Here is a 24,408-nt window from a genome sequence, read left to right as displayed (position 1 = left end):
GGGGTGGTCAGCTGGATGGGGTGAGGCCGCCCCCGTAGATGTCGGTGGTCGCGGCGCCGTAGAGGTCAGGTCGGTTGACCCCGAGCTGACCGACCACCTTACGCGCCTCGACGATGTCGTGGTGTAGGCGCGTGAAGGCGTCAGCCACCTTGGTCTCGTCCTCGACGAACTTCTCGTTCTGCTTGACGAGGGCACGCTGCACCGCCACGGCGACGTCCTGGGCGGTGACGCCGCCCAGTTCGACCGGCTTCTCGTCGCCGACCTTCAGCCCCTGGGCAAGGGTGCTGGACGAGATGATGACCGCGCCGATCCAGGCGGCGATACCGCCGGTGGTGGCGATGAGCGTGCCCGCGGCGATGCCCACGAGAGTGGCCCACTGATAGCTGCTGGCGGACTTGCCACCGGCTCCGAGATCTCCCAGTGCGGCGAGCGCCTTCTCGATCAGGTCGAGGATGGCCTTTCGCTGGGCGATCTTGCTGATCTTGTTGGTCTCCAACAGTTCCTTGGAGATGCGGGCCGCGGCGGCCTGGCAGGCCTGCCCGTTCTCCAGGGGCGCGAGGAAGTTGCCGATGAAGGTCTGCTGGAACGAACCCTCCCAGTGCCGCTCCATCTGGTCGCGGACGGTCTGCAGCCCGGTCAACCCGAGATCACGGTTGCCCAGCTTTCCCGCCTCGGTCGCGACCCCTCCGAAAGCCTCGGCGATCTTGCCGAGGCTTTCGATGGCCGGGTTGGCCTCGTCCGGATCGGGCGTCAGGTAACGCTCGAAGGTGGGTACGACCCACGCGTAGTGCTCATGCTGGATCGCGTGCTCCCACCGCCTGATCTCCGCTTCGGTGATCACCACCTCGCTGTTCGGCAAACCCGGGCCGTTGTTGATGATGACCGAGAACCCACCGGACGTGACGGTCGAGGCCGGCCGGTCCGGATTGGCCTTGTTGTACTCCAGCAGCAGCGCATCGAGGTAGGAGTTCATGTCCTTCAGGCTCTGCCGGACGAACTCCTGCCGCAGCTTCTCGGCCTGCTGCTTCAGCGTCGGTACGAAGTTCTCGTTTGTGTATTCGGACGGCGTGTCGGCGTTTCCCACAACTGTTCGGCCTCTCCGTGCACAACGGTTTCCGTAGCCGCCCGCCGGCATGGCCTCCGACCGGACGTGGTGCCTGGGTCAGGACGTGCCGCCCGCCCGTGGCGCGGGGATCGGCTGGCCCGGGTCGTCCTCCGAATTCGGCGCCGGCGGCGCGATGTTGGGATCGGTGGAGTTGCGCAACGAATCGGCGAGGATGCCCTGCAACTCCCTGGCCGCCTCCGCATCGGTCGCCTCGTACGCCAGTCGGGCGTCCCGCACTGCGGTGGCGGCGTCCATCACCACCCCGCCGATGTCGGCGTACATGTCCTGCAACTCGTATCTCACCGTGTTCCACATGGTGAGGGCGAAGGTCAGACCGGAGGCACTGTCGGCCGCCGCGACCGCGCGATTCGCGTCGTAATAGACGTCCGCCACGCGCGGCAGCAGGGCCTCGGACACTCGCCACAACGCGTACAGCTCACCACCTGTGACATCTTCCGGCACAACCATCACTCCCCGCCAATGGCCACCGTGACCGGTCGGCCACGTTCCGATCGGCGTCGTGTTCACCCTCGACGGCGACGCGACACGAGCACCGCCACCACGAGCCCGGCGGCCAGCACCACCACGATCGCCAACACCCACCACTGACGCCACCACGCATCGTCACCGCTCGGGTCCGCATCGGCCAGCGGCGGCAGGTCGAGACGGTAGAGCCGGTTCGACCGCGAATCCGCCAGGTAACCGATGTGGTCGTCCACCATGGCCAGTGGACCCACGATCGACGGGTTCGCCAGCAGGGTCTCGAACCTACCGTCCGGATACAGCCGGTAGAGCCCGTCGTCACCGGACAGATAGACAGCATTGCCGGTGGCGGCGACGTGGAGGGTGCCCCGCCAGACGCCGGCCGGAATCGTGGCGCCCTCGGGCTCGGCGGCCGACCACCGACCGTTCCCGTCGCGGACCGCAGCCCGCAGCCGGGTGCCCGACATGTTGTACAGCAGGTTACTGGCCACCCAGCGATCGGCGCCGGGACCGGTCGCCGTCGAGAGGGGTCCGTAGGGGAAGGTGAACGATCCTGCCTCACCGCTGGCCAGCACTCCGACGTCACCACTGCCGACGAGGGTGTCGATGACGCCATCGGCCGCGATCCGGCGGATCCGGTAGTTGCGCAGGTCACCGAAGATTACGGCACCGTCGGCCTCGACCTCGATCCCGCCGACATCGCGCAGTTGGGCGTCGACAGCCGGCCCCCCGTCACCCGAGAAGCCGACTCCGTTGCCGCCGGCCACCAGACTGACGGCACCGTCCGGTGACATCGAGAGGATGCGGGCGTTTCCGCTGTCGCCGATGTAGACCGATCCGGTCGGCCCCACCGCCACACTGCTCGGATAGCGGAGGGTTGTCTCGCTGGCGGGTACCTCGGCGTCCCCGGTCAGGGGTGTCTCCGGCGCATCCGGCCCGGACCGGCCCCGACCCGCAACCGTCGTGATCACGCCGTCCGCGGAAATCGCCCGGACGACCCAGTTCTCCGTGTCAGCCAGGTAGACGACGCCGCCTGGCCCGACCGCCACTCCGCCGGGCTTGTTCAACGCCGCCGCGGCAGCAGGGCCACCGTCGCCGGAGTATCCCGCGTCGCCGGTGCCGGCGTACGGTGTTGCGGTCGCGCCGTCGGCCGCTGCCGGCTGGGGCGCCGCGACCGTGCTCGCCGCGATGAGGGCCGCCACGAGTCCGCGCCAGATTCGCTTCACGGACTAGTCTTAACATAGGCCGGCACGGATCGACGGCCCGCTACGGCCGCCTCGAGAACACGGTGCCACGAGACTGGTTCGGATCAGAAGCCGACGCGCCGACGCGACCTGCGCTCGGACGACCAGCGGAAGCGGGGAGATGTGACCGCACAAGTGCTCGAACGGTGGCCGGAGATCTCCGCGTCATCGCCGGACGGCGCCATCTGGGCGACCACCACGGACGGCACCGACCTGCGCATCACGTTCGGCTACGGGGTGTACGGGCGCTACACCGAGACGGATCTCGCCCATCAGCTCGGCCGCCTCGGGCAGGCGATGTGGATCGCATTGCACCGGTCGCGCGCGGAGCTCCACGAGCGACGGCTGGCGTCGTTCCGCGTCGTGGTGAGCCCGGACAGACCCGCTGAACCGGCCGCCGGACAGGCCGCGTACACCGAGGCACTCAACGGGGTGGCAGCGACGGGCCGGTCACCGGACGGCGCCATCACCGTGCGCACCACCGGCGGCCTACGTTGGACGGTGGACATCGCCGACGGCACCCTTGCCAGACTCGGCGAGGGTGCCTTCGTGTCCCAGGCCGCCTCAGCCGTCACGGCGATGCTCGGCGACCGGGAGCAGCAGATCGCGGCGTTGAAGGCGGAATTCCTCGACCTCGGCGTGCCGAGGCGTTGGACCGAGGCGCTGAATCAGCTACGCAGCCAGAACCGCGCCCGGAACTGACCGTGACGGGATGCGGCCCGGCCGGGTTGCGACCCGGCCGGGCCCGACCGCCTACCCGACGCCGGGCGCGAAGCGAGCCAGCGGATTGGTCAGGGCGCCTACGAGTTGCAGGGCGGCCGACGGGTCGGCCAGGTCGACCATCTGCTGGTTGTCGCGCAGTTGCAGCCGGTTGAGGCAGGAGAGCGCGAACTCCGGCGCGAACAGGTCGTAGCGGGCCAGCCGGTCGGCCAGGTGGGGCACCCGGCCGGCGTACTCGGTGGCACAGTCGGCCACGGTGCGCCAGAAGGTCTCCTCGTCGACGACGCCCTGATCGGCCAGCGTCGCGCCGAGGAAGCGGAAGAAGCAGTCGAAGACGTCGGTGAAGATCGACAGCAGCTTCATGTCCTCCGGGATGTCGGCGCGGATCCGCTCGACCGCCGGCGGCAGCTGCGCCTCGGCGCTCATCACCACGATCTCCTCGGCGATGTCCTTGAAGATCGCCCGCTCGACGACTCCGTCGCGGAGCACCAGGATGACGTTCTCCCCGTGCGGCATGAACGCCAGGTCGTAGGCGTAGAAGGCGTGCAGCAGCGGAGTCAGGTAGGCGGTCAGGTAACGACGCAGCCACTCCTCCGGTGCCAGCCCGGAGGAGGCGATCAGCTCCGCGGCGAAGGAGCGCCCGTCGGCGTCGACGTGCAGCAGCGACGCCATGGTGGCCAGTCGCTGACCGGGTTCCAGGTCGGGGACCGGGCTCTCCCGCCAGAGCGCGGCCAGCATCTTGCGGTACGGCGAGTATCGGTCGGTGGCGGCCTCGTACTGGCGGTGCCGGTAGCCGACGGCGGCCCGCTCACGGATGATCGTCAGACCGGTGGCCCGGAACACCTCGTCACCGTCGATCAGGCCGGCCAGCCAGTCGTTGATGGCCGGGGTGGCCGCCATGTACGCGGCCGACAGTCCCCGCATGAAGCCCATGTTCAGCACGGACAACGCGGTCTTGACGTAGTGCCGCTCGGGCTGGCTGACGTTGAAGAAGGTGCGGATGGACTGCTGGGCGAGGTACTCGTCCGGACCCTCGCCGAGGCAGACCAGCCGGCGGCGCGCCACCTCGCCGGCGAAGGTGACCGACAGCTTGTTCCACCACTGCCAGGGATGCACCGGGATGAGATGGTAGTCGGCGAGGTCCAGGCCCAGTTCGGTCATGGTCCCGGCGAACCGGGCGAGGGTCGCCTCGCCCAGTTCGGTGCGCAGCAGCGTCTCCTGGTCCAGGTCGGCGGCGCTGGTGAAGGTGGCATGGTCGCGGTGGGCGGCCAGCCAGATCAGCCGTACCGGCTGGGCCGCTTCGGGGGCGTAGCGGTGGTACTCGTCGACGCCGAAGCCGAGCCGCCCGTTGTTGGCCACGAAGCAGGGATGGCCCTCGGTCATCGACGTCTCGATGGTCTGGAAGTCGGCCTCCACCAGCTTCGCGGCGCTGGGCAGCGCCCGATCCAGCTTGTACGCCAGGCTGGCGAGGGTGGAACTGATCTCCTCCAGGTAGACCGGCAGGATCCGGTCGGTGAGGCCGAGCGCGTCACGCAGGTCGAGGCAGAGGTCGACCGCGTCCAGCGGCGAGGGCTCGCCGTTGCGGTGCCGGGTGATGCTCTCCGGGTCGATGTCCCAGTGTTCCAGGGTCAGCACCCGGGCCGCGAAGCGGTACCGGACCGCGCCGGAGGCGACGGTGACCGCGTACCACCGGCGGCCGGTCGGATCGGCGGCCGGGCCGTCCGGTTCGGGGGCGAGCAGGCGCTCGTGGGTGAATTCGGCCAACGCCTTGCGCACCAGCAGGCGGTTGGCCCGCTCCCAGGTATCCGGGCGCAGGTGTGCGACCGGGTCACGCGTGGTCACGGTGATGCTCCTTTGCTGTGATGCCGACGTCAGAGCCGGCTTCGGTGGCGGCTCCGGTGGCGGCCAGGAACCGCTGCCGGGTGCAGATGCTCAGCAGGGCGGTCTTCTCCGGCTTGGTGATCGGCCCGATCACCTCGAAGCCCACCGCCGCGTTGAGCGCCTGCACGGCGGTGTTGCGCACGTCCGGCTCGACCACGACCCGTTCGGTGGCGGGGTCGGCGAAGAGCCAGGCCATCACGGTGGTGATGACGGCCCGGGTGAAGCCGGACACGGGGGCGTCGGTGGGTGCGCAGAGGAAGTGCATGCCGACGTCGCCGGGCCGGGTGTCGTGCAGGCCGACCAACTCGACGTGCGCCGGATCGTACCGCTCGGCGAGGAACGCCGGCTCGGCGCGCCACAGACCCAGGTACGCCTCGTGGTGCGGATGCGCGGCGATGCGCTGGTACTCGGCGGCCACCGCGTCGACGTCGGCGTCCTGCATCAGCCAGAACGCGGCCCTGGGGTGGGTCACCCATCGGTGCAGCACCGGCGCGTCGGCGGCCACGTCGAGCGTACGCAGGGCGAACTCGCCGAGTCGGCGATCGTGGCGGCGGTAGACGAGCTGGGTCACCCGGTCACCCCGAAGTCCTGGAAGGCGATCGACTTCTCGATGGGGTACGCCTCGCGGCCGAGCAGTTCCCGGATGATCCAACTGTTGCGGTACGGACCCATGCCGAGATCCGGCGAGGTGACGCTGTGCGTGTGGGTGCCGCCGTTCTGGAGGAACACGCCTCGTCCGGTGGCATCCACGCTGTAGTTGCGGGCGACGTCGAGGCGGCCGTGGTCGTCGAAGCGCAGCCGGTCCCGGATGGGCTCCAGGAACGCGGGGACCTCGTACCGGTAGCCGGTGGCCAGCACCAACCCCTCGGTCTCCAGGGTGAACTCCCGTTCCTGCTCGACGTGGCGCAGCCGGAGCGTGTGCACACCGGTGCTCCCGTCGTGGGTCACCCCGGTCAGCTCGGTGTTGGTCAGCAGGCGGGTGTTCACCGGTCCGTCGAGGCTGGAGGCGTAGAGCAGGTCGTAGATGTCGTTGATCAGGTCAGCCGAGATTCCCTTGAACAGACCCTTCTGCTCGGCCTCCAGCCGGTACCGGGTGGGCTCGGGCAGCGCGTGGAAGTAGTCCACGTAGTCAGGCGAGGTCATTTCCAGCGTGAGCTTGGTGTACTCCAGCGGGAAGAAGCGTGGCGAGCGGGTCACCCAGTTCAGCTGGTAACCGTGGGTGCCGATGGCGCCGAGCAGGTCGTGGTAGATCTCGGCGGCGCTCTGTCCGCTGCCGACGATGGTGATGCTCCGCTTGGCCCGCAACGCGTCCCGGTGTTCCAGGTACCGGGAGTTGTGCACGGCGTCGGAGGTCAGGCCGGCGCAGGCGGCCGGCAGGTGGGGCGGGGTGCCGGTGCCGAGCACCAGATGCCGGGCCCGATGGGTGACGGTGGCACCGTCGACGGTGGCGCTCACCAGGTACCTGTCCTCGGTGGAGTCGTACTCGACGGCGGTCACCTGGTGTCCGAAACGCAGGTTGGGCAGCCTGGCGGCGGCCCAGCGGCAGTACGCGTCGTACTCCACCCGCAGCGGGAAGAAGTTTTCCCGGATGTAGAAGGGGTAGAGCCGGCCGATCTCCTTGAGGTAGCTGAGGAACGAGAAGGGCGAGGTGGGGTCGGCGAGGGTCACCAGGTCGGCCAGGAACGGCGTCTGCAACCGGGACGACTCCAGCAGCATGCCGGGATGCCAGGAGACGTCGTCGCGGGCCTCCAGGAACAGCCCGTCGAGGTCGGCGATGGGTGCGGTCAGGCAGGCCAGGCCGAGGTTGTACGGCCCGAGGCCGATTCCGATGAAGTCGTAGCTGGACATCCGGCCCTCCAGGCTCGGGTTCGCGGGTGGCATGCTCAGCCGACCGGGCAGGTCAGGCCGGCGGCAGTGGACGATGCGGCGTGCTCGTGCTCGTGCACGTGCCGGCCGGCGTACTCGGCGATCAGATCCAGCACGTAGGCGACGTCGGCGGCGGTGGTCGCCGGGTTGAGGACGGTGAATTTGAGGTACTGCCGGCCGTCGACCCGGGTGCCGGCGACCACGGCGAGGCCGGAGGCGGCCAACGCCTCGCGGGCCCGGAGGTTGGCCGCGTCGGCCAGGTCCCGGCCCGGTCCGGTGGGCTGCCAGCGGAACACGACGGTGCTCAGCTGTGAGCGGGTCAGCACCTCGAAGCGGGGGTCGGCGGCGACCATCCGCCACACCTGCGCGGCCCGGTCGCAGACCTCGTCGAAGAGTTCACCGATGGCATCGGGCCCCATCACCCGCAGGGTCAACCAGAGCTTGAGCGCGTCGAACCGACGCGTGGTCTGCAGGCTCTTGTCGACCTGGTTGGGGATGCGCTGGGCGACCATCCGGGCCGGGTTGAGGTAGTCGGCGTGCCAGGTGGCGTGCCGCAGGGTCCGACGGTCACGGACCACCAGCGCGCTGGAGCTGACCGGCTGGAAGAAGGACTTGTGGTAGTCGACCGTGACCGAGTCGGCGCGCTCGATGCCGTGGAGCAGGTGCCGGCGGGTGGGTGAGACCAGCAGCCCGCAGCCGTACGCGGCATCGACGTGCAGCCACACGCCGGCCGTGGCGCACACCTCCGCGATCTCGTCGAGCGGATCGATGGTGCCGAAGTCGGTGGTGCCGGCGGTGGCCACCACGGCCATGACGGTCAGGCCGGCACGCCGGCAGCGGGCGATCTCGTGTCGGACCGCGCCGGGACGCATCCGCCGGTCGGGGCCGGTTTCCACCACCACGACCGCGTCCGGTGCCAGGCCGAGCAGCTTGGCCGCCTTCTGCACGCTGAAGTGACCGGCCGCCGAGGCGATGATCCGCAACTGGGGCAGCAGGATCCGCCGGTCGGCGGGCGTGGCCGCGGCCAGCGCCTCCTCCCGGGCCAGCAGCAGGGCGTGCAGGTTGGACTGGGTGCCGCCACTGGTGAACACTCCGTCGGCCGCCGGGCCGAGGCCGATCCGCTCGGCGGTCCACTCGATGAGCCGGCGCTCGATCAGGGTGCCGCCGGCGCTCTGGTCCCAGGTGTCCATCGAGGAGTTGACCGCGCTGAGGATGGCCTCGCCCAGCAACGCCGGGATCACCACCGGGCAGTTGAGGTGGGCCAGGTAACGCGGGTGGTGGAACCAGACCGCGTCGCGCAGGTAGACGTCCTCCAGTTCGTCGAGCGCGGCGGTGGTGTCGCCCAGCGGCCGGTTCAGGTCGATCGCCTCCACCTGCGGGGCGAGTTCGTCCGGGCGTACGCCGGTGAAGGGTCCGGTCACCTCGGCCACCCGACGGGCCACCCGGTCGGTGCCGGCGGCCACGGCTCGGCGGTACTGCTCAACTGTGTCGTCGCTGAGCAGGTGTGCCCGGGCGGGTGTGGGCCGGGGCTCCGGGTGACTCGGCGTTGCCTCGGCGGGGTGCACCGGCAGGGTCATGGACGTGTCCTCCACGCTCGGCGGTTCGATCTTTGGGCAGCCGGAACCCGCCGCACGACAGGTGGGCGGCGGGCATTTCAGGTGCTGGGAGGTGGTGGGGCGGCCGGTGGGGAGGGTGAATCACGGCCGCCCCGGGCGGCGTCAGGTGAGCTTGCTCGCCCCCTGGATCGCCATGGCGAGGTTCTCCAGCCGCGGAGCCGCGCCGGCGTACGAGAAGCGGGGCACCGCGTCCCACGGCGTGACCTGTCCGGCCCGGACGGCGAGCAGCCCCCGGCGGGAGAGGCGACGGACGGAGAGGTGCTCAGACATTGGTGTCGTCTTTCGATCAGGGTCTCAGACCACGGACAGCCGGGGGTTAGGCTAACCTAACCTAACTTCCTGCCTAGACTCGGCTCCTGTCAAGTCCCGACGGCGTTTCACACCACACTGGAGTTCACACTGTCCGTCATCGATTCGCCACCGTACGAGACGCCGATTCGGTCGACCGCACCACCCCGGCACCTCCGCAACCTCCTCGCCGATCCCGGCCGGCTCGGCGGCGGCACCGGTCAGGTGTGGTTCGCGCTGCTCGGCGTCGCCGGGGTCCCCAGCCTCCAAACCGGTACGCTGACCCGGTGAGCGCGCGCCGCTACCGCGACGACTACGGCATCCCGCACCTGCGCGCCGACGACCACACCTCGCTGGCCTTCGCCCAGGGCCGGGTCACCGCTGCGGACCGGGCCTGGCAGCTGGAGGTGGAACGGCACCGATCCCAGGGCACCTCCGCCTCCTTCCTCGGCATCGAGGCGGTGGCCTGGGACAGCTTCGCCCGCCGGGCAAGGCTCGACGACACCGCACGACGCTGTCACGCCGCCCTCGACCCGGCCACCGCCGAGTGGGTGGGCCGCTACGTGGACGGGGTCAACGACGCGCTGGCCGCCGGTGCGGCGCGGGCCCCGGAGTTCGCCGCCACCGGCCTGCGGCCGGGCCGCTGGCAGCCGTGGACGCCGCTCGCGCTCTGGCTCAGCCACCACGTGCTCTTCGCCGGCTTCGGCACCAAACTCTGGCGCGATCAGGTCACCCGCCGGCTCGGTCCGCAGGGGACCGGCCTGTTCGCCGCCGACAGCCAGGTCACCTCGGGCAGCAACGGCTGGCTGCTCGCCGCCGACCGCACCGCCACCGGGGCCGCCCTGATCGCCGGTGATCCGCACCGGTTCATCGAGGCACCCGGCATCTACCAGCAGATCCGCCTGGCCTGCCCGGAGTACGACGTCCTCGGCTTCGCCGTGCCCGGAATTCCGGGCATCCCGCACTTCGGCCATGCCGGCACCGTCGCCTGGGCGATCACCAACGCGATGGCCGACTACCAGGATGGCTACGCCGAACGACTGCGCCGCCGCGGTGACCGGGTCGAGGCGTACGGGCCCGACGGGTGGCGGCCCGCCGACCGACACGTCGAAGTGATCGAAGTGGCCGGCGCCGAGCCGGTCGAGGTCGAGGTGATCGAGACCGAGCGGGGGCCGCTGGTGGCCGGTGGGCCCGATGACGACCCGGCCGTCACGGTCAGCCTGCGCTACCCGCCCCGGGTCCTCGGCGAGCTGGGCTTCGGCGTCCTGCCGGCGCTGCTGCGGGCACGCACGGTCGCCGACATCGACACGGCACTGCACGGCTGGGTCGAGCCGGTGAACGTGGTCCTCGCGGCCGACACCGCCGGAGGGCTGCTGCACCGGGTGGCCGGCCGGGTGCCCCGACGCCATCGGGACAACGGGCTGCGGGTGGTGCCCGGCTGGGAGGCGCGCCACGCCTGGCAGGGCTGGCACGACATGCCGAGCGTCCCGGTGGCTGAGGTGGCGGTGATGGCCAACGACCGTGGCATCGCCGCCGGGCTCGGTGTGGAGTTCGCGCCGCCGTACCGGGCCGACCGGATCCGCCAGCTGCTGGACACCACCGCCGACTGGCGAGCCGAGCAGTTGGCGAGTGTGCACACCGACACCCACCTGGCCGCCGCCGGGCCGCTGCTGGACCTGCTCGCCACGCTGGACAACCTCGATTCGGCCGCCGCCGGGCTGCGGGAACGTCTCCTGGCCTGGGACCGCCGGATGGCCGCCGACAGCGTCGACGCCGCCACCTTCGCCGACCTGCGGTCCGCCGTGACCCGCCGGCTCGCCGCGCACCCCGCGCTGGCCGCGCTGGCCGCGCTGGCCGCGCTGGCCGAACCTGCCGGCTACCCGGAGGTGTTCCGGCCCTGGCTGTCCCTGACCGCCCGGGTCGGGTACGCGGTGACGTCGCTGCTGCACGCGGACCTGCCCGGCCTGGATCGGACCGAACTGCTGCGCGAGGCCCTCGCGGAGGTCGCCGCCGCCGGCGACCTCCGACGCTGGGGCGAGCGGCACCGGCTCCTGCCGTGGCGGGCGCTACCCGACCCGGCCGCACCGCCGGGGCCGCAACTCTCCGGTGACCACGACTGTGTGCTGGCCACCTCCAGCGTCCCCGGGGTGACCGACCTGTGCCTGCGTGGGCCGGCGGCCCGCTACGTGTGGGACCTGGCCCGACGGGAGGACAGCCGCTGGGTGGTGCCGCTGGGCGCCACCGGCTCCGGGCCACACCACGACGACCAGCTACCACTGTGGGTGAACGGCGACCTGATCACGGTGACCTGTGACTGGGAGCGGCTGACCGAGGAGCACGATGACTGACCCGCACCACTACGAACGGCACGTGCCCGGGTTCGGTGTGGTGACCTTCCGGCCGGTCGACCCCGAGATTGACGCCGACGTGATCCACTCCTGGGTCAGCCAGGAGCGGGCCCGGTTCTGGGGAATGCGCGACGCCGACCGGGACCGGGTCGCCGAGATCTACCGGTACGTGGACTCGCTCGCCACCCACCACGCGTACCTCACGCTGCGCGACGGGCAGCCGGTGGCGCTGTTCCAGACCTACGAACCGGAGCACGACCCGGTCGGCGAGTGCTACCCGGTACGCCCCGGCGACTACGGCGGTCACCTGCTGATCGGCACGCCGGTGCGGCCCGAGCCCGGCTTCACCGGCACGCTGCTGGACGAGTTCGTCGCCTTCGTCTTCACCGACCACCGTCGGCTACGGATGGTGATGGAGCCGGACGCCCGCAACGACAAGGCCATCGGCCGGCTGCGGCGGGCCGGGTTCGTCGAAGGCCCGTTGGTGGACCTGCCGGACAAGCGCGCCCGGCTGATGTTCCTCGCCCGGCCTCCACACCGGTCCTACCCCGGATCGCAGCGGTCCGACAGCGCGTAGCGGGTCAGCACCACGTCACCGATCTGGCGTGCCTCCACCACCTGCGCCCGCCGGCCCGGGTGCCACGGGAAGCGGCCCTCGCCGACGAACCGCGGCGCCCGTCGGTCGCCCACGAAGAACGGAGCGACCACCAGGTGCAACTCGTCGGCGAGTCCCTCGGCGAGGAACTGCCCGTGCACGCCCGCGCCACCCTCCACCAGCAGCCGACCCACGCCCCGCTCGGCGAGGTCGGCCAGCATCCGTGCCAGGTCGACCGGCTCACCGGCGTCGACCACGGTGGCCAGCTCACCCAGCCGGTGCCGGGTCTTCTCCACCGCGCCGCTGGCGCTGTAGACGACCCGCTCGGTGTCGCCGACGGTGAAGAATCGCGCAGCCGGGTCCAGGTCGCCGCAGGCGGTCAGGGTCACCCGGGTCGGCGATGACGGCAGACCACGGGCGACCCGCTCGGCTCGGCGTCGTGCGCACCGCACCAGCAACCGGGGGTCGTCCCGGCGGACGGTACCGGCACCGACCAGGATCGCATCGCAGTTGGCGCGGACCTCGTCCACCCGGTCCAGGTCCGCGTCGTTGGACAGCAGCAACCGCTCGTCGGTGGCGTCGTCGATGTAGCCGTCTATCGAGGTGGCGCAGCTGAGCAGCACGTAGGGCCGCGCCACCTCGGGCGGGCCGCTCACCGGACGAAGGGGAGGTCGGCGGTGCGGGCCGCACGGCTGGCCTTGGCCGCGAGGTACTCGGCGTTGGCCGGGGACAGGAACACGCCGGTGGGCACCTGCTCGGTCACGGTGACCCCGAGCCGGCCCAACTGCTCGGTCTTCTCCGGGTTGTTGCTCAGCACCGCGATCGGTCCGACACCGAGCGCGGCGAGCATCTGCGCGGCGACGGTGTAGTCGCGCTCGTCCTCCGCGTGACCGAGTGCGACATTGGCTTCGAAGGTGTCCAGCCCCGCGTCCTGCAACGCGTACGCGTCGAGCTTGGCGTACAGCCCGATGCCCCGACCCTCCTGGCGCAGGTAGAGCAGGTAGCCGCCGACGTCGGCGATCCGCTGCACCGCCTCGCGCAACTGGGGGCCACAGTCACAGCGCTGGCTGCCGAACACGTCGCCGGTGAGGCATTCGCTGTGCGGGCGGACCAGCGGCGCGCCGCCGTCGCGTTCCGCCGCTCCGGTGTCACCCAGGGCGAAGGCGAGGTGCTCCCGGCCGTCGACCAGCCCGTCGAAGGTGAACAGCCGGGCGGTGGTGCTGTAGCCGTCGGGAAACCGTAGCGGGACGGTAACCTGCGTCCGGACGGTGGCGACAGGCAGTGATTCGGACATGGGTCTCCTCATCAGACGGTGGCGGGTACTCGGACACGTCGGGCCAGTAGCACGGCGGCTCCGGGCAGGCTCGCGACGAGCACCAGAGCGCCGTACACCGTCGCGGTGGCCACCCCCTCGGCGGCGGTCAGGCCGGCGGCGGCGAACGCCCACGCGGCCACCCCCTCGCGGGGGCCGAACCCGGCGACGTTCGCCGGCACCCCCATCGCGAGCAGGGCCAGCAGGGTCAACGGCAGCAGCAGGCTCAACGGGGCGGTGGACCCTGCCGTGCGTGCCGCCACCAGGAACGTCGCGAGGTGTCCGGCGACCGCCAGCGCGGAGGCGAGCAGCACCCCGAACCAGGTACGCCGAGCAAGCAGTCCGTTGCGGACATCGGAGACCGCGGTGCCCACGGCGCGGGCCCACCGGGAGGCACCTGACTGCGGTAGCAGTCGGGCGGCCAGCACCACGGCGACCAGCACCGCCACCGCCACGGCGGTGGCCACGGGCAGGAATGGGCGCACCGGTGACGGAAACGCGAACAGCAGCACCGCGGCGACCGCGACCAGCACCACCTGGCCGGCCATCCGTTCCCACACCACCGCCCGGATGCCCCGTCCGACGTCACCGACGTCGCGTCCGTGACGCACCGCACGGTGCACGTCACCGAGGATCCCGCCGGGCAGCGTCGCGTTGAGGAAGATCGCTCGGTAGCAGTGGGCGACCGCCTCCCGCAGTGGCAGGCGTACGCCCAGGCCACCCGCGACGAGGCTCCACCGCCAGGCGGCACAGACCGTGGTGAGGACCCCGATGGCGAGCGCGGCGGCCAACGCGGGCGCGTCGATCAGCCGCAGGCCGGCCAGGAACGGGCCGGTGCCGAACCAGCAGAGCAGTCCCACGAGGACGCCCACGCCCAGCGCCAGCCGGGCCCAACCCCAGAACGAGCGGCCCACCGGGGTCGCCCGGGGCATGGCACTGCCAGCTTCATCCCCCATCCGCGCCTCCCCGGCATGGCGATCTTCCCTGACTGTACGCACGTACTTCGTCGACTGCCGGTTCAAGGGTGCAGCGCCAGCAGGTCGACGTGACCGACCAGTACCCCGAGGCGACCGGTTTCAGCCTCCGCCAGCCGACGTCGTGCGTACTCGTCGGAACGGGTGGTCAGGTCGGGGCGTTGCGCCCGGGCCGCGTCGAGCCATCCGGTGAACCACTGCGCCGCCAGGGCGGCCTGATCCGGCCCGAGCCGCCACGGGCTGGGTCGTAGCTCCACGTCCACCCCGTGCCGGGCGAAGGTGGCGGCGCAGGCGGCAGCGGCATCCGGTCCGAGCAGCCGGCGACCGTTGACGGTACGACGCTGGTGGGCGTTGAAGGCGGCGGCGACCTCGTCGTCCAGCGGGTCGGCCGGGGTCAACCGCACGGTGCCGGTCACGGAGATCAGGAACAGCGCCGGGCAACCGGCCTTCGCGCAGGCGGCGACCAGCTGGTCGAGTTCCTCGGCGGTCAGCATGTCGAGCAGGGCCGAGGCGCTGACCAGAGCGGCGTCGGCCAGCTCAGCGGCGGTCAGCCGGGTCAGGTCGCCCTGGCGCGTCTCGACGGTCACCGGTGCGCCGTCGGCGGCGGTGGCGGGCATGCTGGCCCGGGCCCGGGCCAGCAGATCGGGATCCTGGTCGTGCAGGATCCAGTGCTGCGCGCCGGGCAGCAGCGGGGCCAGCCAACGACCCAGCGAACCGGTCCCGGTGCCGAGATCGTGCACCACCAGGGGTCTGTGGCCGGGCAGCGCCGCACGCAGCGTGTCGACCAACTCCATGGACCGGGCCGCCACATCGGCGGGTTCCCGCAGCGCGAGCCACTGCGCGAAATCGGGCGGGAGATCGATGCTCATGCCGACGCCTCCTTCAGGGCCGTGGTGATCTGGGCGACGGTGCTGTTCCAGTCGGCGAGGGTGTCCCGCCGCCGGAGGGCGGCGTGCCGCAGCTGCTCGCGCAGGGCCGCGTCGTCGAGCCACCGACGCAGCGCCGTGGCGAGGGCGGCCGGGTCCTCGGGTGGCACCAGCAGGCCCGGCCGGTCGCCCGCCGCCGTGCGCCCGAGGGTGTCGGGCAGTCCGCCGACGGCCGAGGCGAGCACCGGTACGCCGCGCGCCAGCGCTTCGGTGACGACCATCCCGTACGTCTCGCCGCGCGACGGATGCACCAGGAGGTCGGCGGCGGCGTACGCGGCGTCGAGCTGGTCACCGGCCAGCGGTCCGGTCAGCCGGATCCGGTCACCGAGCCGTCCCGCGGTGATCCGCTCGCGCAGCCGGTCGACGAACTCCGGCTCCCGGTGCAGTGGACCGACGCAGGTCAACCGCCAGGGCCGGTCGGTCACCGCGCTCAGCGCCTCGACCAGCACGTCGTGGCCCTTGTGCCGGGCGACCGCCGCGACGCAGAGCAACGCCGAACCGGTCCCCGATCCGGACGCCGGTGCCGCCGGGTCCACCCCGGGCGGGGCCACGTGCACCCGTTCGGCCGGCAACGCGTACCGCCGCAGCAACGCGTCGCGGGTCCACGAACTGGTGGCCACCACCGCGGTGACCGCTGCCAGCGCCCCGGCCTCGGCGTCGTCGTCCCTTGGCAGGTGCACCAACGCGACCAGGCGCAACCGGCCGGAGTGCGCGGCGAGTTCGTCCGGCACCACCGAGGCGACCAGCCCGTCGACCAGCACCAACGCGCCGTCCGGTAGGCCGGCCAGTACCCGCGCCAGCGCGGCGCGCGCCACCGGGGCCGGTCGCGGCCAGTCGCCGGGGACGGCGTGCTCGCGTACCGACCAGCCGGCGGCGGCGAGCCCGGCGCAGATCCGCCGGTCGTAGCCGTTGCCGCCGCTGGGTGACGCCGGGTCGTCGATGTCGCCCGGCAGGATCACGTGCAGGCTCAGCACGTCAGGCGGTGCCCTCACCGACGGCGGTCGAGCCGGGCAGCGTCCGCTCGTAGCTGGCCCAGGCCACGTGCGACTCGTGCAGGGTGACCGTGATCCCGGTCAGACCCCGGGCGCCTACGCCGAGCTGACCAGCGCCAATCCGGTCGGCGAGGCGGTCGGCGATGGTGCGGGCCAGCACCTCCGTGGTGGTGTTCGTGCCGGCGAACGCGGGTTCGTCGTCAAGGTTGCGGTAGTTCAGCTCGCCGAGCACCGCCTTGAGCTGATCGGTGGCCAACCCGATGTCGACCACGATGCCGTCGTCGTCCAGATCGGGGCGACGGAAGGTGGCGTCCACGACGAACGTCGCGCCGTGCAGCCGTTGGGCGGGGCCGAAAACCTCGCCACGGAAACTGTGAGCGATCATGATGTGATCACGGACGGTCACGCTGAACACGGTTCACTCCCCGTCGTAGGTGATGAGATGGCACAGCGCGGGCAGGTCGCCCCCGCTGAGTCGGGCAAGCACGTCGGGCAGTTCCGCGAACGGCGACCGGCCGGTGATCAGCGTGTCGAACGCCGGGTCGGCGAGCAGGTCCAGGGCGAGCGCCATCCGGTCGGTGTAGCTGCGACTGCCCCGTCGTGCCGGAGCGACCATGCCCACCTGGCTGCTGCGGATACTCAACCGACCGGAGTGGAACGCGCCACCGAGGGACAACTGCACCGGCCGGTCGCCGTACCAGCTCAGTTCCAGCAGGGTGCCTTCCGGCCTGAGCAGGTCCAGGCCGCGTTGCAGGCCCGCGGCGGTGGCGCTGGCGTGCACCACCAGGTCACGGCCGTCGGCGGCGTTGTCGGGGGCGGCGAAGTCGACACCCAACGCGGCGGCCACCTCGGCGCGGGCCGGATCGGTGTCGACCAGTTCCACCCGTACGCCGGGGAAGCGGGCCAGCAGGGCCGTCACGGCGCAGCCGACCATGCCACCCCCGACCACGGTGACCCGGTCGCCGACCAGGGGCGGGGCGTCCCACAACGCGTTGACGGCGGTCTCCACCGTGCCGGCCAGCACCGCACGGGCCGCCGGGACCTCCGCCGGTACGACGGTCACCGCCTCCGCCGGCACCACGTACGCGCTCTGGTGCGGGTGCAGGCAGAAGACCGTACGCCCGCGCAGGTGCGCCGGTCCCTGCTCGACCTCGCCGACGCTGAGATAGCCGTACTTGACCGGGGCCGGGAAGTCCCCCTCCTGGAACGGGGCACGCATCGCGGCGTACTGGCTGGCGGGCACGCCACCGGTGAAGACCAGGGTCTCGGTGCCCCGGCTGACCCCGGAGTAGCGGCTGCGCACCAGGACCTCGTCGGCGCTCGGCTCGGGCAGTGTCACCGGACGCAGCTCACCCACGCCGGGAGCCCGGAGCCAGAAGGCGAGGGCGGTACGCGTCACCGGATTTTTCTCCTTACCTGCGTCCGGACCGAACCGATCCGTCGTATTTTCCGTAGTTCCCTGTCAGGGGTCGTCGATCATAAACACGGAGGCACGGTGTCCACAGTTCGAACCGGTCCGCAAATCGGGCTGATCGTCCAGATCGTTCTGCTGGCGGGGCTCGCCGCGACGGTCGGTCTCGGTGTCGCGGGCTGGCTGGCGGGCCTGGCGTACGGGGTGGTGACCTGCCTGGCACTCGTGCGTGGGCTGCGTCACGCGGGCTCGGACCGGCTGGGACCGGCCGACTGGGTGACGATGGGCCGCGGACTGCTGGTCGGGGCGGTGACCGCCTTGATCGCCGACGCGTTGACCAGCGGTCGTCCCGCACCGGTGGCGGTGCTGGTGGCGATGACGACGGTGGCGCTGGCCCTCGACGCGGTCGATGGCAAGGTGGCCCGCCACACCGGGACGACCAGTGCCCTCGGTGCCCGGTTCGACATGGAGGTCGACTCGTTCCTGGTGCTGATGTTGAGCCTCTACGTCGCCCCCTCGGTCGGCGCCTGGGTGCTCGCCATCGGCCTGATGCGGTACCTCTTCCTGGCCGCCGGCTGGGCGCTGCCCTGGGTGGACGCGCAACTGCCGCCCCGGTACTGGCGTAAGGTGGTCGCCGCCGTTCAGGGGATCATGCTCGCGATCGCCGCCGCCCAGGTGCTACCGGGGATGCTGACGACCGTGGTGCTGCTGACCGCGTTGGGTCTGCTGGTCGAGTCGTTCGGGCGAGACGTCAGGTGGCTGTGGCGGCACCGGGCGGTCCGGGTCACGCCAGCCCTGACGGTGACGGCGGTACCGACCCTGCCGACGGTGCCGATCGACGTGCGTCGGGCCGAGCGGGCCGACGAGCGGGACCTGTCCATCGCCCCTGTCCTGTCGCTGCGCTGACCCGGGAGAGCCAGTTGCCGATCGTCGCCCCGGCGTCCATGCCGCACGCGGACCAGACCACGAAGACCGAGCCCGACGAGATCGAGGTAGGCGAGCGGGGCCGCACCCGCCGCCGCCGGATCCTGGCCCGCGTGGTCACGGCGCTCGCCGCCGTGCTGGTGCTGGTCACGTTCACCCTGCCCAACCGACCGTGGCAGCTGGAACCCGGCGCGTTCCTGCGGCTCCCGTTGGAGGCGCTGCTGCTGGCCGCGCTGCTGCTCGCGTTGCCCGGTCGGCCCCGCCGGGTGGTGGCCGCGCTGGCCGGGGGGCTGCTCGGGCTCGTCGCCGTGGTGAAGGTCGGTGACCTGGGTTTCTACTCGTCGCTGGGACGTCCGTTCGACCTGGTGCTGGACTGGTCACTGTTGGACGAGGCGTTCACCTTCGTGGCCGAGTCGATCGGTCGGCCGGGCGCGATCGCCATCGCGCTCGGGGTCGGGCTGATGTTGCTGGCCGTGCCGCTGCTGACCGCCCTGTCCACGGTACGGCTGTCCCGGTTGCTGGCCCGGCACCGCACCGGCAGCACCCGGGCCATCGCCACGCTGGTGGTGGTCTGGGCGGTGCTGGCCGCCTTCGGGGTGCGGATCGTGCCCGCCATGCCGATGGCCGACAGCAACGCCACCACCCTCGTTCACGAGCACGCCGCCGAGGTCCGGGATCGGCTGTACGACCGCCAGGTGTTCGCCAACGAGGTGGGGACGGACCCGTTCCGGGACGTGCCCGCCGACCAGTTGCTCACCGGGCTGCGCGGGAAGAACGTGCTGATCGCGTTCGTGGAGAGCTACGGTCGCGACGCGGTCACCGACGCCGAGTTCGCCGCCATCCCCCGGATGCTCGACGAGAGCGCCGATCGGCTGGCCACCGCGGGTTTCGCCACCCGCAGCGGCTTCCTCACCTCGCCCACCATCGGCGGTGCGAGCTGGTTGGCGCACGCCACCCTGCTGTCCGGTCTCTGGGTCGACAACAACCAGCGCTACCGGAACCTGCTGGCCACCGACCGGTTCACCCTCGGTGACGCGTTCCGGCGCGCCTCCTGGCGTACGGTCGGGGTGATGCCGGCGGTGAACCAGGCCTGGCCGGAGGGTGCCTTCTACGGCTACGAGCAGTTCTACAGTGGTCCCGACCTGGGCTACGAGGGCCCGAAGTTCGCCTTCGCGCCGATGCCCGACCAGTTCGCCATCCACCAGTTCCACCAGCGGGAGCTGGCGGGGCCTCGGGACCGTCCGGTGATGGCCGAGCTGGCTCTGGTGTCCAGTCACTCCCCCTGGACGAAGGTGCCGTCGCTGGTCGACTGGGACACCATCGACAACGGCGAGGTGTTCCGGCGGGGCATCATCGGTACGCCGACGGCGCAGGCCCGCACCGGTTACCGGCACTCCATCAGCTACACGCTTCGCACGCTCGTCTCCTACGTGGAGAAGCACGGCGACGACGACACGGTGCTGATCTTCGTCGGTGACCACCAGCCCGCGCCGGTGGTCACCGGCGAGAATCCGAGCCACGACGTGCCGATCCACATCGTGACCAGGGATCCGGCGGTGCTGCAACGCATTGGCGACTGGGGCTGGCAGGACGGCCTGACCCCGGACCCGGACGCACCGGTCTGGCCGATGAACGAGTTCCGCGACCGCTTCCTCACCGCCTTCGGCCCCACTCCCGACCGACCTCGGGCCCAGGGTCGCTGAACGCGACCACGCTCCCGGTCGGTGCGGTCGGGGGCAGCCGGCGTGCGGTCGGCGTTCCAGCCGGGCGTACGAGCCCTGGACCCCCGGCCGACGGTAGCTGTGGCTACCGTCGGCTCCACCGCTGGTTGGCCTGACCGTTGCAGGTCCAGAGGACGATTCTCGTGCCGTTGGCGGTACCGGCGGAGCTGGCGTCCAGGCAGAGACCGGACTGTACGCCGGTGATGGTGCCGTCGGCGTTCAGCTGCCACTGCTGGTTCGTCCCACCGTGGCAGTCGTAGATGGTGACCCGGGTGCCCGGCGAGGTGCCGTAGCCCGCGGCGTCGAGGCACTTGTTGCCGTAGACGGTCAGCGCCCGACCGGAGGTGTAGCTCCACTGCTGGTTGGCGCCGCCGTGGCAGTCCCACAACTGGAGCTGGGTGCCGTTGGCGGTGCTGGAGCCCGGCACGTCGAGGCACCGGCCGGATGCGGCGCCGACGATCCCGGTCGTCGTCGTTCCACCGCCACTGCCCGGGGTACCGATGCTGCCGGACACCGACTGCAGCGCGCTGTACCAGACCGCGGCCATCTTGTCGTAGCCGTTGGCGGTCGGATGGACGCCGTCGATCAGGTCGGCGGTGGTCAGGGCACTGTGCATGTTCACCAGGTGGACCCGCTTGCCCGCGTTCACCTTGCTCTGCACGATGCCGGGAATCGCCGCGTTGAAGGTGCGTACGGCCGCCGCCTGGTTGGCGTTCGAGAGCGTGATGATCTGCGCGACGAACACGTCCGCGTCGGGGGCGGTGGTGGTGATCCGGTCGATGAGCGTGGAGAGCCGGTTCGGCGCGGTACTCACGTTGTAGTTCTGCAGGATGTCATTGGTGCCGATGTGCAGCAGGACGGTGCGTGGCCGCTGGGTGTTCAGCCAGCCGACGATGTTGGCGTCGATCTGGTCGATACGCCAGCCGGGATGCCCTTGGTGGTCGTGGTCACCGAGGTTGGCCGGCCCGTTGAACTGCGACCCGACGAAGTCCACGGTGTACCTGCCGTTGACCAGGCGCTGCCAGAGACCGATCCGGTAGCCGCCCGGAATCTGGGTGCCCTCGGTGATCGAGTCGCCGAGCGGCATCACCCGTACCCCGCCGTTGGACTCCGCGCTGGCCGTGCCGGGCTGCGCCACCACACCGGCGGCCACCAGACCGAGCGCGGCGACCGCAGCGAGCCATCGTGCCCTCATCCGCATCATCAACTCCCGCCACTTGTTTGCCCGGGCGCGACCAGCTCCGACATCGCGACGAAGTCTGGCACCCTTTTCTGTGAACGCTAACAGTGACACTAATCGATGGCCACCCGTCTCCTCGGGACCAGCAGTGCCTGATCGCGGGGTCGGGGGGGGCGGGATGTGGCAGGACGGGAGGGGTGGCCTAGGAGGCGGGTTTGCGGGCTACGAGGATGTCGCGGACGATGGCCTGGTCCACGCGGTGGCTCAGGGAGCGCCAGGGGGCGTGGTCCTGGACGGTGAGGCCGGCGGCGGCCAGGTGCTCGGCAGCGGCCTCGCGGCGGGCCACGTTGGTGTTCCACGAGATGCCGAGGGCGCCGCCGGGGCGCAGCAACCGCGCCCAGACCGGCACGGCGGCGGCGAGCAGGGCCAGCGGGTCGCGGGCCAAGCCCTGCTCGGCGGTACGGCTGCCGTGTTGTATGCCGTACGGTGCGTCGGCCACCAGCAGGTCCACGCTCTCCGGACGGAAGAACTCGCCGGCCCGGGTGGTGTCGGCGTTGACCACGTCCACCGACTGCACGTCGCCGGCCTTGTGCGCCTCCTTCGACGCGGCCACCTCCACCCGTAGCCGCCGACCGACCACCTTGCGTTCCCGGCGTACCGGGCCGGACTCCAGCACCCGGTGCTTGATCCGCTTGCGTTTGAGCCAGGTGGTGAGGAACGTCCGGTACGCCTCGAAGTCCTTGCTGTCCCGGTCGAGGCCGGCGGCGTCGAAGCCGTACATCATCGCCTGGTTGAGAGTGGTGCCCCGACCGCACAGCGGATCCAGCACCCGGAATCGCCGGGTCAGCAGGTCACCGGCCCAGTCGGAGGCGAGCAGCGTGACGTTGAGCAGCAGCCTGGTGAACTGTTCGTTGGTCTTGCCCGGGTACTTCTGGATGGTGATCAGGTCGTCGTCGAAGCGGTCCAGCCGGGCCAGCGGCACCGGGCGCAGCAGGTCGCCGACGAACTCGAACAACGCGTACCCGCTGGAGAGGTTGCTCAGCAGGGCCACGTCCCGTTCGGTCAGCCCACCGGCGACGGTGAAGGTGACGTAACCGACCCCGCCGATGGTGGTGGTCTCCACCTCCCCGAGCCGCCCGTCGAGCACCGCGTCGCCGAAGATCTCCAGCTCCGCCCGCGTCAACTCGACCGCCGCCCCCGAATACACCCGATTACCCGAAGGCAGAATCAACACCCCACACCGCGTCACAACCCACCACTATCCCACCCCACCCCCACCCCACCCCCACCCCTCCCGCCCCCTCCCGCCCCCCTCTCACGCGATCATGCAGTTGTGGCACCCGGAATGCCCCTGTTCGAGGCGTTCGTGAGGCACCACAACTGCATGATCGACGGGGGCAAGGTCAGGCGGGGAGGCCGCCTACCTGGGTGTTGATCCAGGAGCGGATCGAGGGCAGGTCACCGTAGATGGACGGGCCGGTGGCGCAGGTGGAGTTGTTGTTGCCGGCGCGGCTGGTCGCGCCGATCAGGTTCCACACGCCGTTGATCCGACGCACCTGCGGGCCGCCGGAGTCTCCGTAGCAGGCGCCGGCGTTGCCGTTGGTGTTGTTGGTGCAGATCTCGTACGGGCCGTTGATGCCACTGCACCGGCTGTCCGCCACGATCGAGGTGTCCAGTTCGTGCGCCACGGTCGGCGCGGAGCCGCAGCCACGGGGCGCGCAGGTCTGACCCCACCCGATGATCCGGGTGGCCGTACCGACGGCACCTGAGGTGGTCGGGATGGGCGCGGGTGCGTAGCTGACCGAGCTGGCCAGCTGGAACAGCTTGACGTCGATGCTCGGGTGGTTGACCGCCCGGCTGACCCGGACGACCGTGCCGCCGCTGCTGCGGTTGGTGCTGCCCACCCGCACCGACGACGGGGTCGGGCAGTGCTTCGCGGTGACCACCCAGTTGGCCTTGATCAGGGTGGCGGTGCAGCCGGAGGAGTACACCAGCCACGGGTAGTTCTCGGTGGCCGGCCGGCCGTTGACCACGAGGATCCCGATGTCGGAGTCCTCGGTCCAGGTGTAGGTCGCGGCGTCGACCGACGTGCTCCGGCTGCCGGCGAAGAGCTGGTCGACCCGGCTCGCCTCGGCCGCGCTGGGGTTGGCGTTGGTGCAGGAGACCGGTGCGCTGCTGCCGGACATCAGGTCGGAGCAGAGCCCGGTACGCCGGTCGGGCAGGCCGAGGATGTGGCCGATCTCGTGGGTGGCGATCCGGGTGCGGTGGTAGCCCTGGTTGACCGCCTCCCATCCCATCCAGACCCGGCCGTTGCCGAGGCTGGTCGTCTGCGCCCGGGGCCAGCCGTTGTCGACGTAGATGGTGATGTTGCCGGGCGTGCGGGCCACCAGCCGGACGTTGCTGACCCGGCTGTTCCAGATCTGGGCGGCCTGGTCGAAGTTGGTCCGGAACTCGCCGGCCCGGCTGGCGTCGTAGTAGACGGTCCGGGCAGCGGAGGCGCTGGCGGCGGTAACCACCTGCACCCCGGTTGCCGCCAGCACCGCCGCCAGCGCGACGGTGGCCGCGCGCAGCAGTTGTCGTCGGATCATCTCGTACTCCCCTGCGGACTGAGCGGCGCGCCCACACACGCCGCAATCGATGTGCGTGAATATTAATGGTCATTCGGGGCCGGTTGTCATCGCGAATGCGTCATACCGCCCGCCGCTGTTACTCGCGCGTTACGCCACCGTGAAACTCCGGTGGCGAGCCGGCACGACGGTGGATCCCACCAGGTCACACCCGCTCGCGCGGTAGGTCGCGGCGGGACGAGAAAGGAGATGAGG

22 protein-coding genes and 1 pseudogene are annotated in these 24,408 nt (G+C 71.1%); 5 read left to right on the top strand and 18 right to left on the bottom strand.

The window, feature by feature from the left end:
• Window positions 1–7: 7 nt before the first annotated feature.
• The 3 genes from Vlu01_RS07130 to Vlu01_RS07120 all read right to left on the bottom strand — a co-directional run bounded on the left by Vlu01_RS07130 (window position 8) and on the right by Vlu01_RS07120 (window position 2,814).
• Entirely contained in the window at window positions 8–1,084 is a 1,077-nt protein-coding gene (locus tag Vlu01_RS07130) for a hypothetical protein (protein ID WP_203995670.1), read from the bottom strand.
• A 78-nt stretch (window positions 1,085–1,162) separates the two neighbouring features.
• Entirely contained in the window at window positions 1,163–1,567 is a 405-nt protein-coding gene (locus tag Vlu01_RS07125; protein WP_203995668.1) for a hypothetical protein, read from the bottom strand.
• A 62-nt stretch (window positions 1,568–1,629) separates the two neighbouring features.
• A complete protein-coding gene (locus tag Vlu01_RS07120; protein ID WP_203995666.1) occupies window positions 1,630–2,814 on the bottom strand; it encodes an NHL domain-containing protein in 1,185 nt (394 codons plus the stop codon).
• Between the two features lie 141 nt (window positions 2,815–2,955).
• Between Vlu01_RS07120 and Vlu01_RS07115 the strand changes: the two genes are divergently transcribed.
• Window positions 2,956–3,534 (top strand): hypothetical protein, encoded by a 579-nt coding sequence (locus Vlu01_RS07115; RefSeq protein ID WP_203995664.1) that lies wholly within the window; start codon window positions 2,956–2,958, stop codon window positions 3,532–3,534.
• A gap of 51 nt (window positions 3,535–3,585) precedes the next feature.
• Here Vlu01_RS07115 and Vlu01_RS07110 read toward each other — a convergent pair whose 3' ends face one another.
• The 5 genes and pseudogenes from Vlu01_RS07110 to Vlu01_RS07090 all read right to left on the bottom strand — a co-directional run.
• Window positions 3,586–5,394 (bottom strand): IucA/IucC family protein, encoded by a 1,809-nt coding sequence (locus Vlu01_RS07110; RefSeq protein ID WP_203995662.1) that lies wholly within the window; start codon window positions 5,392–5,394, stop codon window positions 3,586–3,588.
• Complete coding sequence (locus tag Vlu01_RS07105; protein WP_203995660.1) at window positions 5,381–6,004, bottom strand: GNAT family N-acetyltransferase; 624 nt, start codon at window positions 6,002–6,004, stop codon at window positions 5,381–5,383. The genes Vlu01_RS07110 and Vlu01_RS07105 overlap by 14 nt, the downstream gene beginning before the upstream one ends.
• Entirely contained in the window at window positions 6,001–7,281 is a 1,281-nt protein-coding gene (locus Vlu01_RS07100; RefSeq protein WP_203995658.1) for a lysine N(6)-hydroxylase/L-ornithine N(5)-oxygenase family protein, read from the bottom strand. Before Vlu01_RS07100 ends, Vlu01_RS07105 begins: the two co-directional genes overlap by 4 nt.
• Window positions 7,282–7,316: 35 nt before the next feature.
• Window positions 7,317–8,876 carry a pyridoxal phosphate-dependent decarboxylase family protein gene (locus Vlu01_RS07095; protein ID WP_203995657.1) on the bottom strand — a complete coding sequence of 520 codons (1,560 nt, stop codon included), beginning with the start codon at window positions 8,874–8,876 and terminating at the stop codon, window positions 7,317–7,319.
• A 141-nt stretch (window positions 8,877–9,017) separates the two neighbouring features.
• Window positions 9,018–9,143 (bottom strand): annotated as a pseudogene (locus Vlu01_RS07090) (ABC transporter substrate-binding protein); the annotation flags it as partial.
• 347 nt (window positions 9,144–9,490) lie between these two features.
• On the opposite strand from Vlu01_RS07090, the gene Vlu01_RS07085 reads away from it, so the two are divergent.
• The gene (locus tag Vlu01_RS07085; RefSeq protein ID WP_203995656.1) at window positions 9,491–11,551 is read left to right on the top strand and encodes a penicillin acylase family protein; all 2,061 of its coding nucleotides are present in this window, start codon (window positions 9,491–9,493) and stop codon (window positions 11,549–11,551) included.
• A complete protein-coding gene (locus tag Vlu01_RS07080; RefSeq protein WP_203995655.1) occupies window positions 11,544–12,128 on the top strand; it encodes a GNAT family N-acetyltransferase in 585 nt (194 codons plus the stop codon). Before Vlu01_RS07085 ends, Vlu01_RS07080 begins: the two co-directional genes overlap by 8 nt.
• Here the strand turns inward: Vlu01_RS07080 and Vlu01_RS07075 are convergent.
• The 7 genes from Vlu01_RS07075 to Vlu01_RS07045 form a co-directional block, all read right to left on the bottom strand.
• The gene (locus tag Vlu01_RS07075; protein WP_239095758.1) at window positions 12,095–12,802 is read right to left on the bottom strand and encodes a RibD family protein; all 708 of its coding nucleotides are present in this window, start codon (window positions 12,800–12,802) and stop codon (window positions 12,095–12,097) included. The two genes, Vlu01_RS07080 and Vlu01_RS07075, sit on opposite strands and share 34 nt — an antisense overlap.
• Window positions 12,799–13,440, bottom strand: a complete 642-nt coding sequence (locus tag Vlu01_RS07070) for a GTP cyclohydrolase II (protein WP_203995654.1) — start codon at window positions 13,438–13,440, stop codon at window positions 12,799–12,801. Before Vlu01_RS07070 ends, Vlu01_RS07075 begins: the two co-directional genes overlap by 4 nt.
• Window positions 13,441–13,451: 11 nt before the next feature.
• On the bottom strand, window positions 13,452–14,390 hold the full coding sequence (locus Vlu01_RS07065) for a lysylphosphatidylglycerol synthase domain-containing protein (RefSeq protein ID WP_239095769.1): 939 nt from the start codon (window positions 14,388–14,390) through the stop codon (window positions 13,452–13,454).
• A gap of 86 nt (window positions 14,391–14,476) precedes the next feature.
• Window positions 14,477–15,301, bottom strand: coding sequence for a methyltransferase domain-containing protein (locus Vlu01_RS07060; protein WP_203995647.1), 825 nt, complete (start codon window positions 15,299–15,301; stop codon window positions 14,477–14,479).
• A complete protein-coding gene (locus tag Vlu01_RS07055; protein ID WP_239095757.1) occupies window positions 15,298–16,350 on the bottom strand; it encodes a glycosyltransferase family 4 protein in 1,053 nt (350 codons plus the stop codon). The genes Vlu01_RS07060 and Vlu01_RS07055 overlap by 4 nt, the downstream gene beginning before the upstream one ends.
• Window positions 16,334–16,765 carry a 6-pyruvoyl trahydropterin synthase family protein gene (locus Vlu01_RS07050; protein ID WP_203995645.1) on the bottom strand — a complete coding sequence of 144 codons (432 nt, stop codon included), beginning with the start codon at window positions 16,763–16,765 and terminating at the stop codon, window positions 16,334–16,336. Before Vlu01_RS07050 ends, Vlu01_RS07055 begins: the two co-directional genes overlap by 17 nt.
• A 3-nt stretch (window positions 16,766–16,768) precedes the next feature.
• A complete protein-coding gene (locus Vlu01_RS07045) occupies window positions 16,769–17,749 on the bottom strand; it encodes a zinc-dependent alcohol dehydrogenase (protein ID WP_203995643.1) in 981 nt (326 codons plus the stop codon).
• A 96-nt stretch (window positions 17,750–17,845) separates the two neighbouring features.
• Between Vlu01_RS07045 and Vlu01_RS28055 the strand changes: the two genes are divergently transcribed.
• Window positions 17,846–18,667, top strand: a complete 822-nt coding sequence (locus Vlu01_RS28055) for a CDP-alcohol phosphatidyltransferase family protein (protein WP_203995642.1) — start codon at window positions 17,846–17,848, stop codon at window positions 18,665–18,667.
• Window positions 18,668–18,681: 14 nt separating this feature from the next.
• Window positions 18,682–20,388 carry a sulfatase-like hydrolase/transferase gene (locus tag Vlu01_RS27910; protein WP_203995641.1) on the top strand — a complete coding sequence of 569 codons (1,707 nt, stop codon included), beginning with the start codon at window positions 18,682–18,684 and terminating at the stop codon, window positions 20,386–20,388.
• A gap of 103 nt (window positions 20,389–20,491) precedes the next feature.
• Here the strand turns inward: Vlu01_RS27910 and Vlu01_RS07030 are convergent, their stop codons facing one another.
• From Vlu01_RS07030 to Vlu01_RS07020, 3 genes are all read right to left on the bottom strand, one after another.
• Window positions 20,492–21,607: a ricin-type beta-trefoil lectin domain protein gene (locus tag Vlu01_RS07030; RefSeq protein ID WP_203995640.1), complete on the bottom strand. Its 1,116-nt coding sequence runs from the start codon at window positions 21,605–21,607 to the stop codon at window positions 20,492–20,494.
• A gap of 181 nt (window positions 21,608–21,788) precedes the next feature.
• Complete coding sequence (locus tag Vlu01_RS07025; RefSeq protein ID WP_203995639.1) at window positions 21,789–22,835, bottom strand: TRM11 family SAM-dependent methyltransferase; 1,047 nt, start codon at window positions 22,833–22,835, stop codon at window positions 21,789–21,791.
• Between the two features lie 154 nt (window positions 22,836–22,989).
• The gene (locus Vlu01_RS07020; RefSeq protein WP_203995638.1) at window positions 22,990–24,174 is read right to left on the bottom strand and encodes a snapalysin family zinc-dependent metalloprotease; all 1,185 of its coding nucleotides are present in this window, start codon (window positions 24,172–24,174) and stop codon (window positions 22,990–22,992) included.
• Window positions 24,175–24,408: the final 234 nt, after the last annotated feature.

Origin of the sequence: Micromonospora lutea (assembly GCF_016863535.1) — a bacterium.
Taxonomy (GTDB): domain Bacteria; phylum Actinomycetota; class Actinomycetes; order Mycobacteriales; family Micromonosporaceae; genus Micromonospora; species Micromonospora lutea.
Note: the sequence above shows the minus strand (reverse complement) of the source record. Positions and strands in the feature narration are given on the sequence as shown.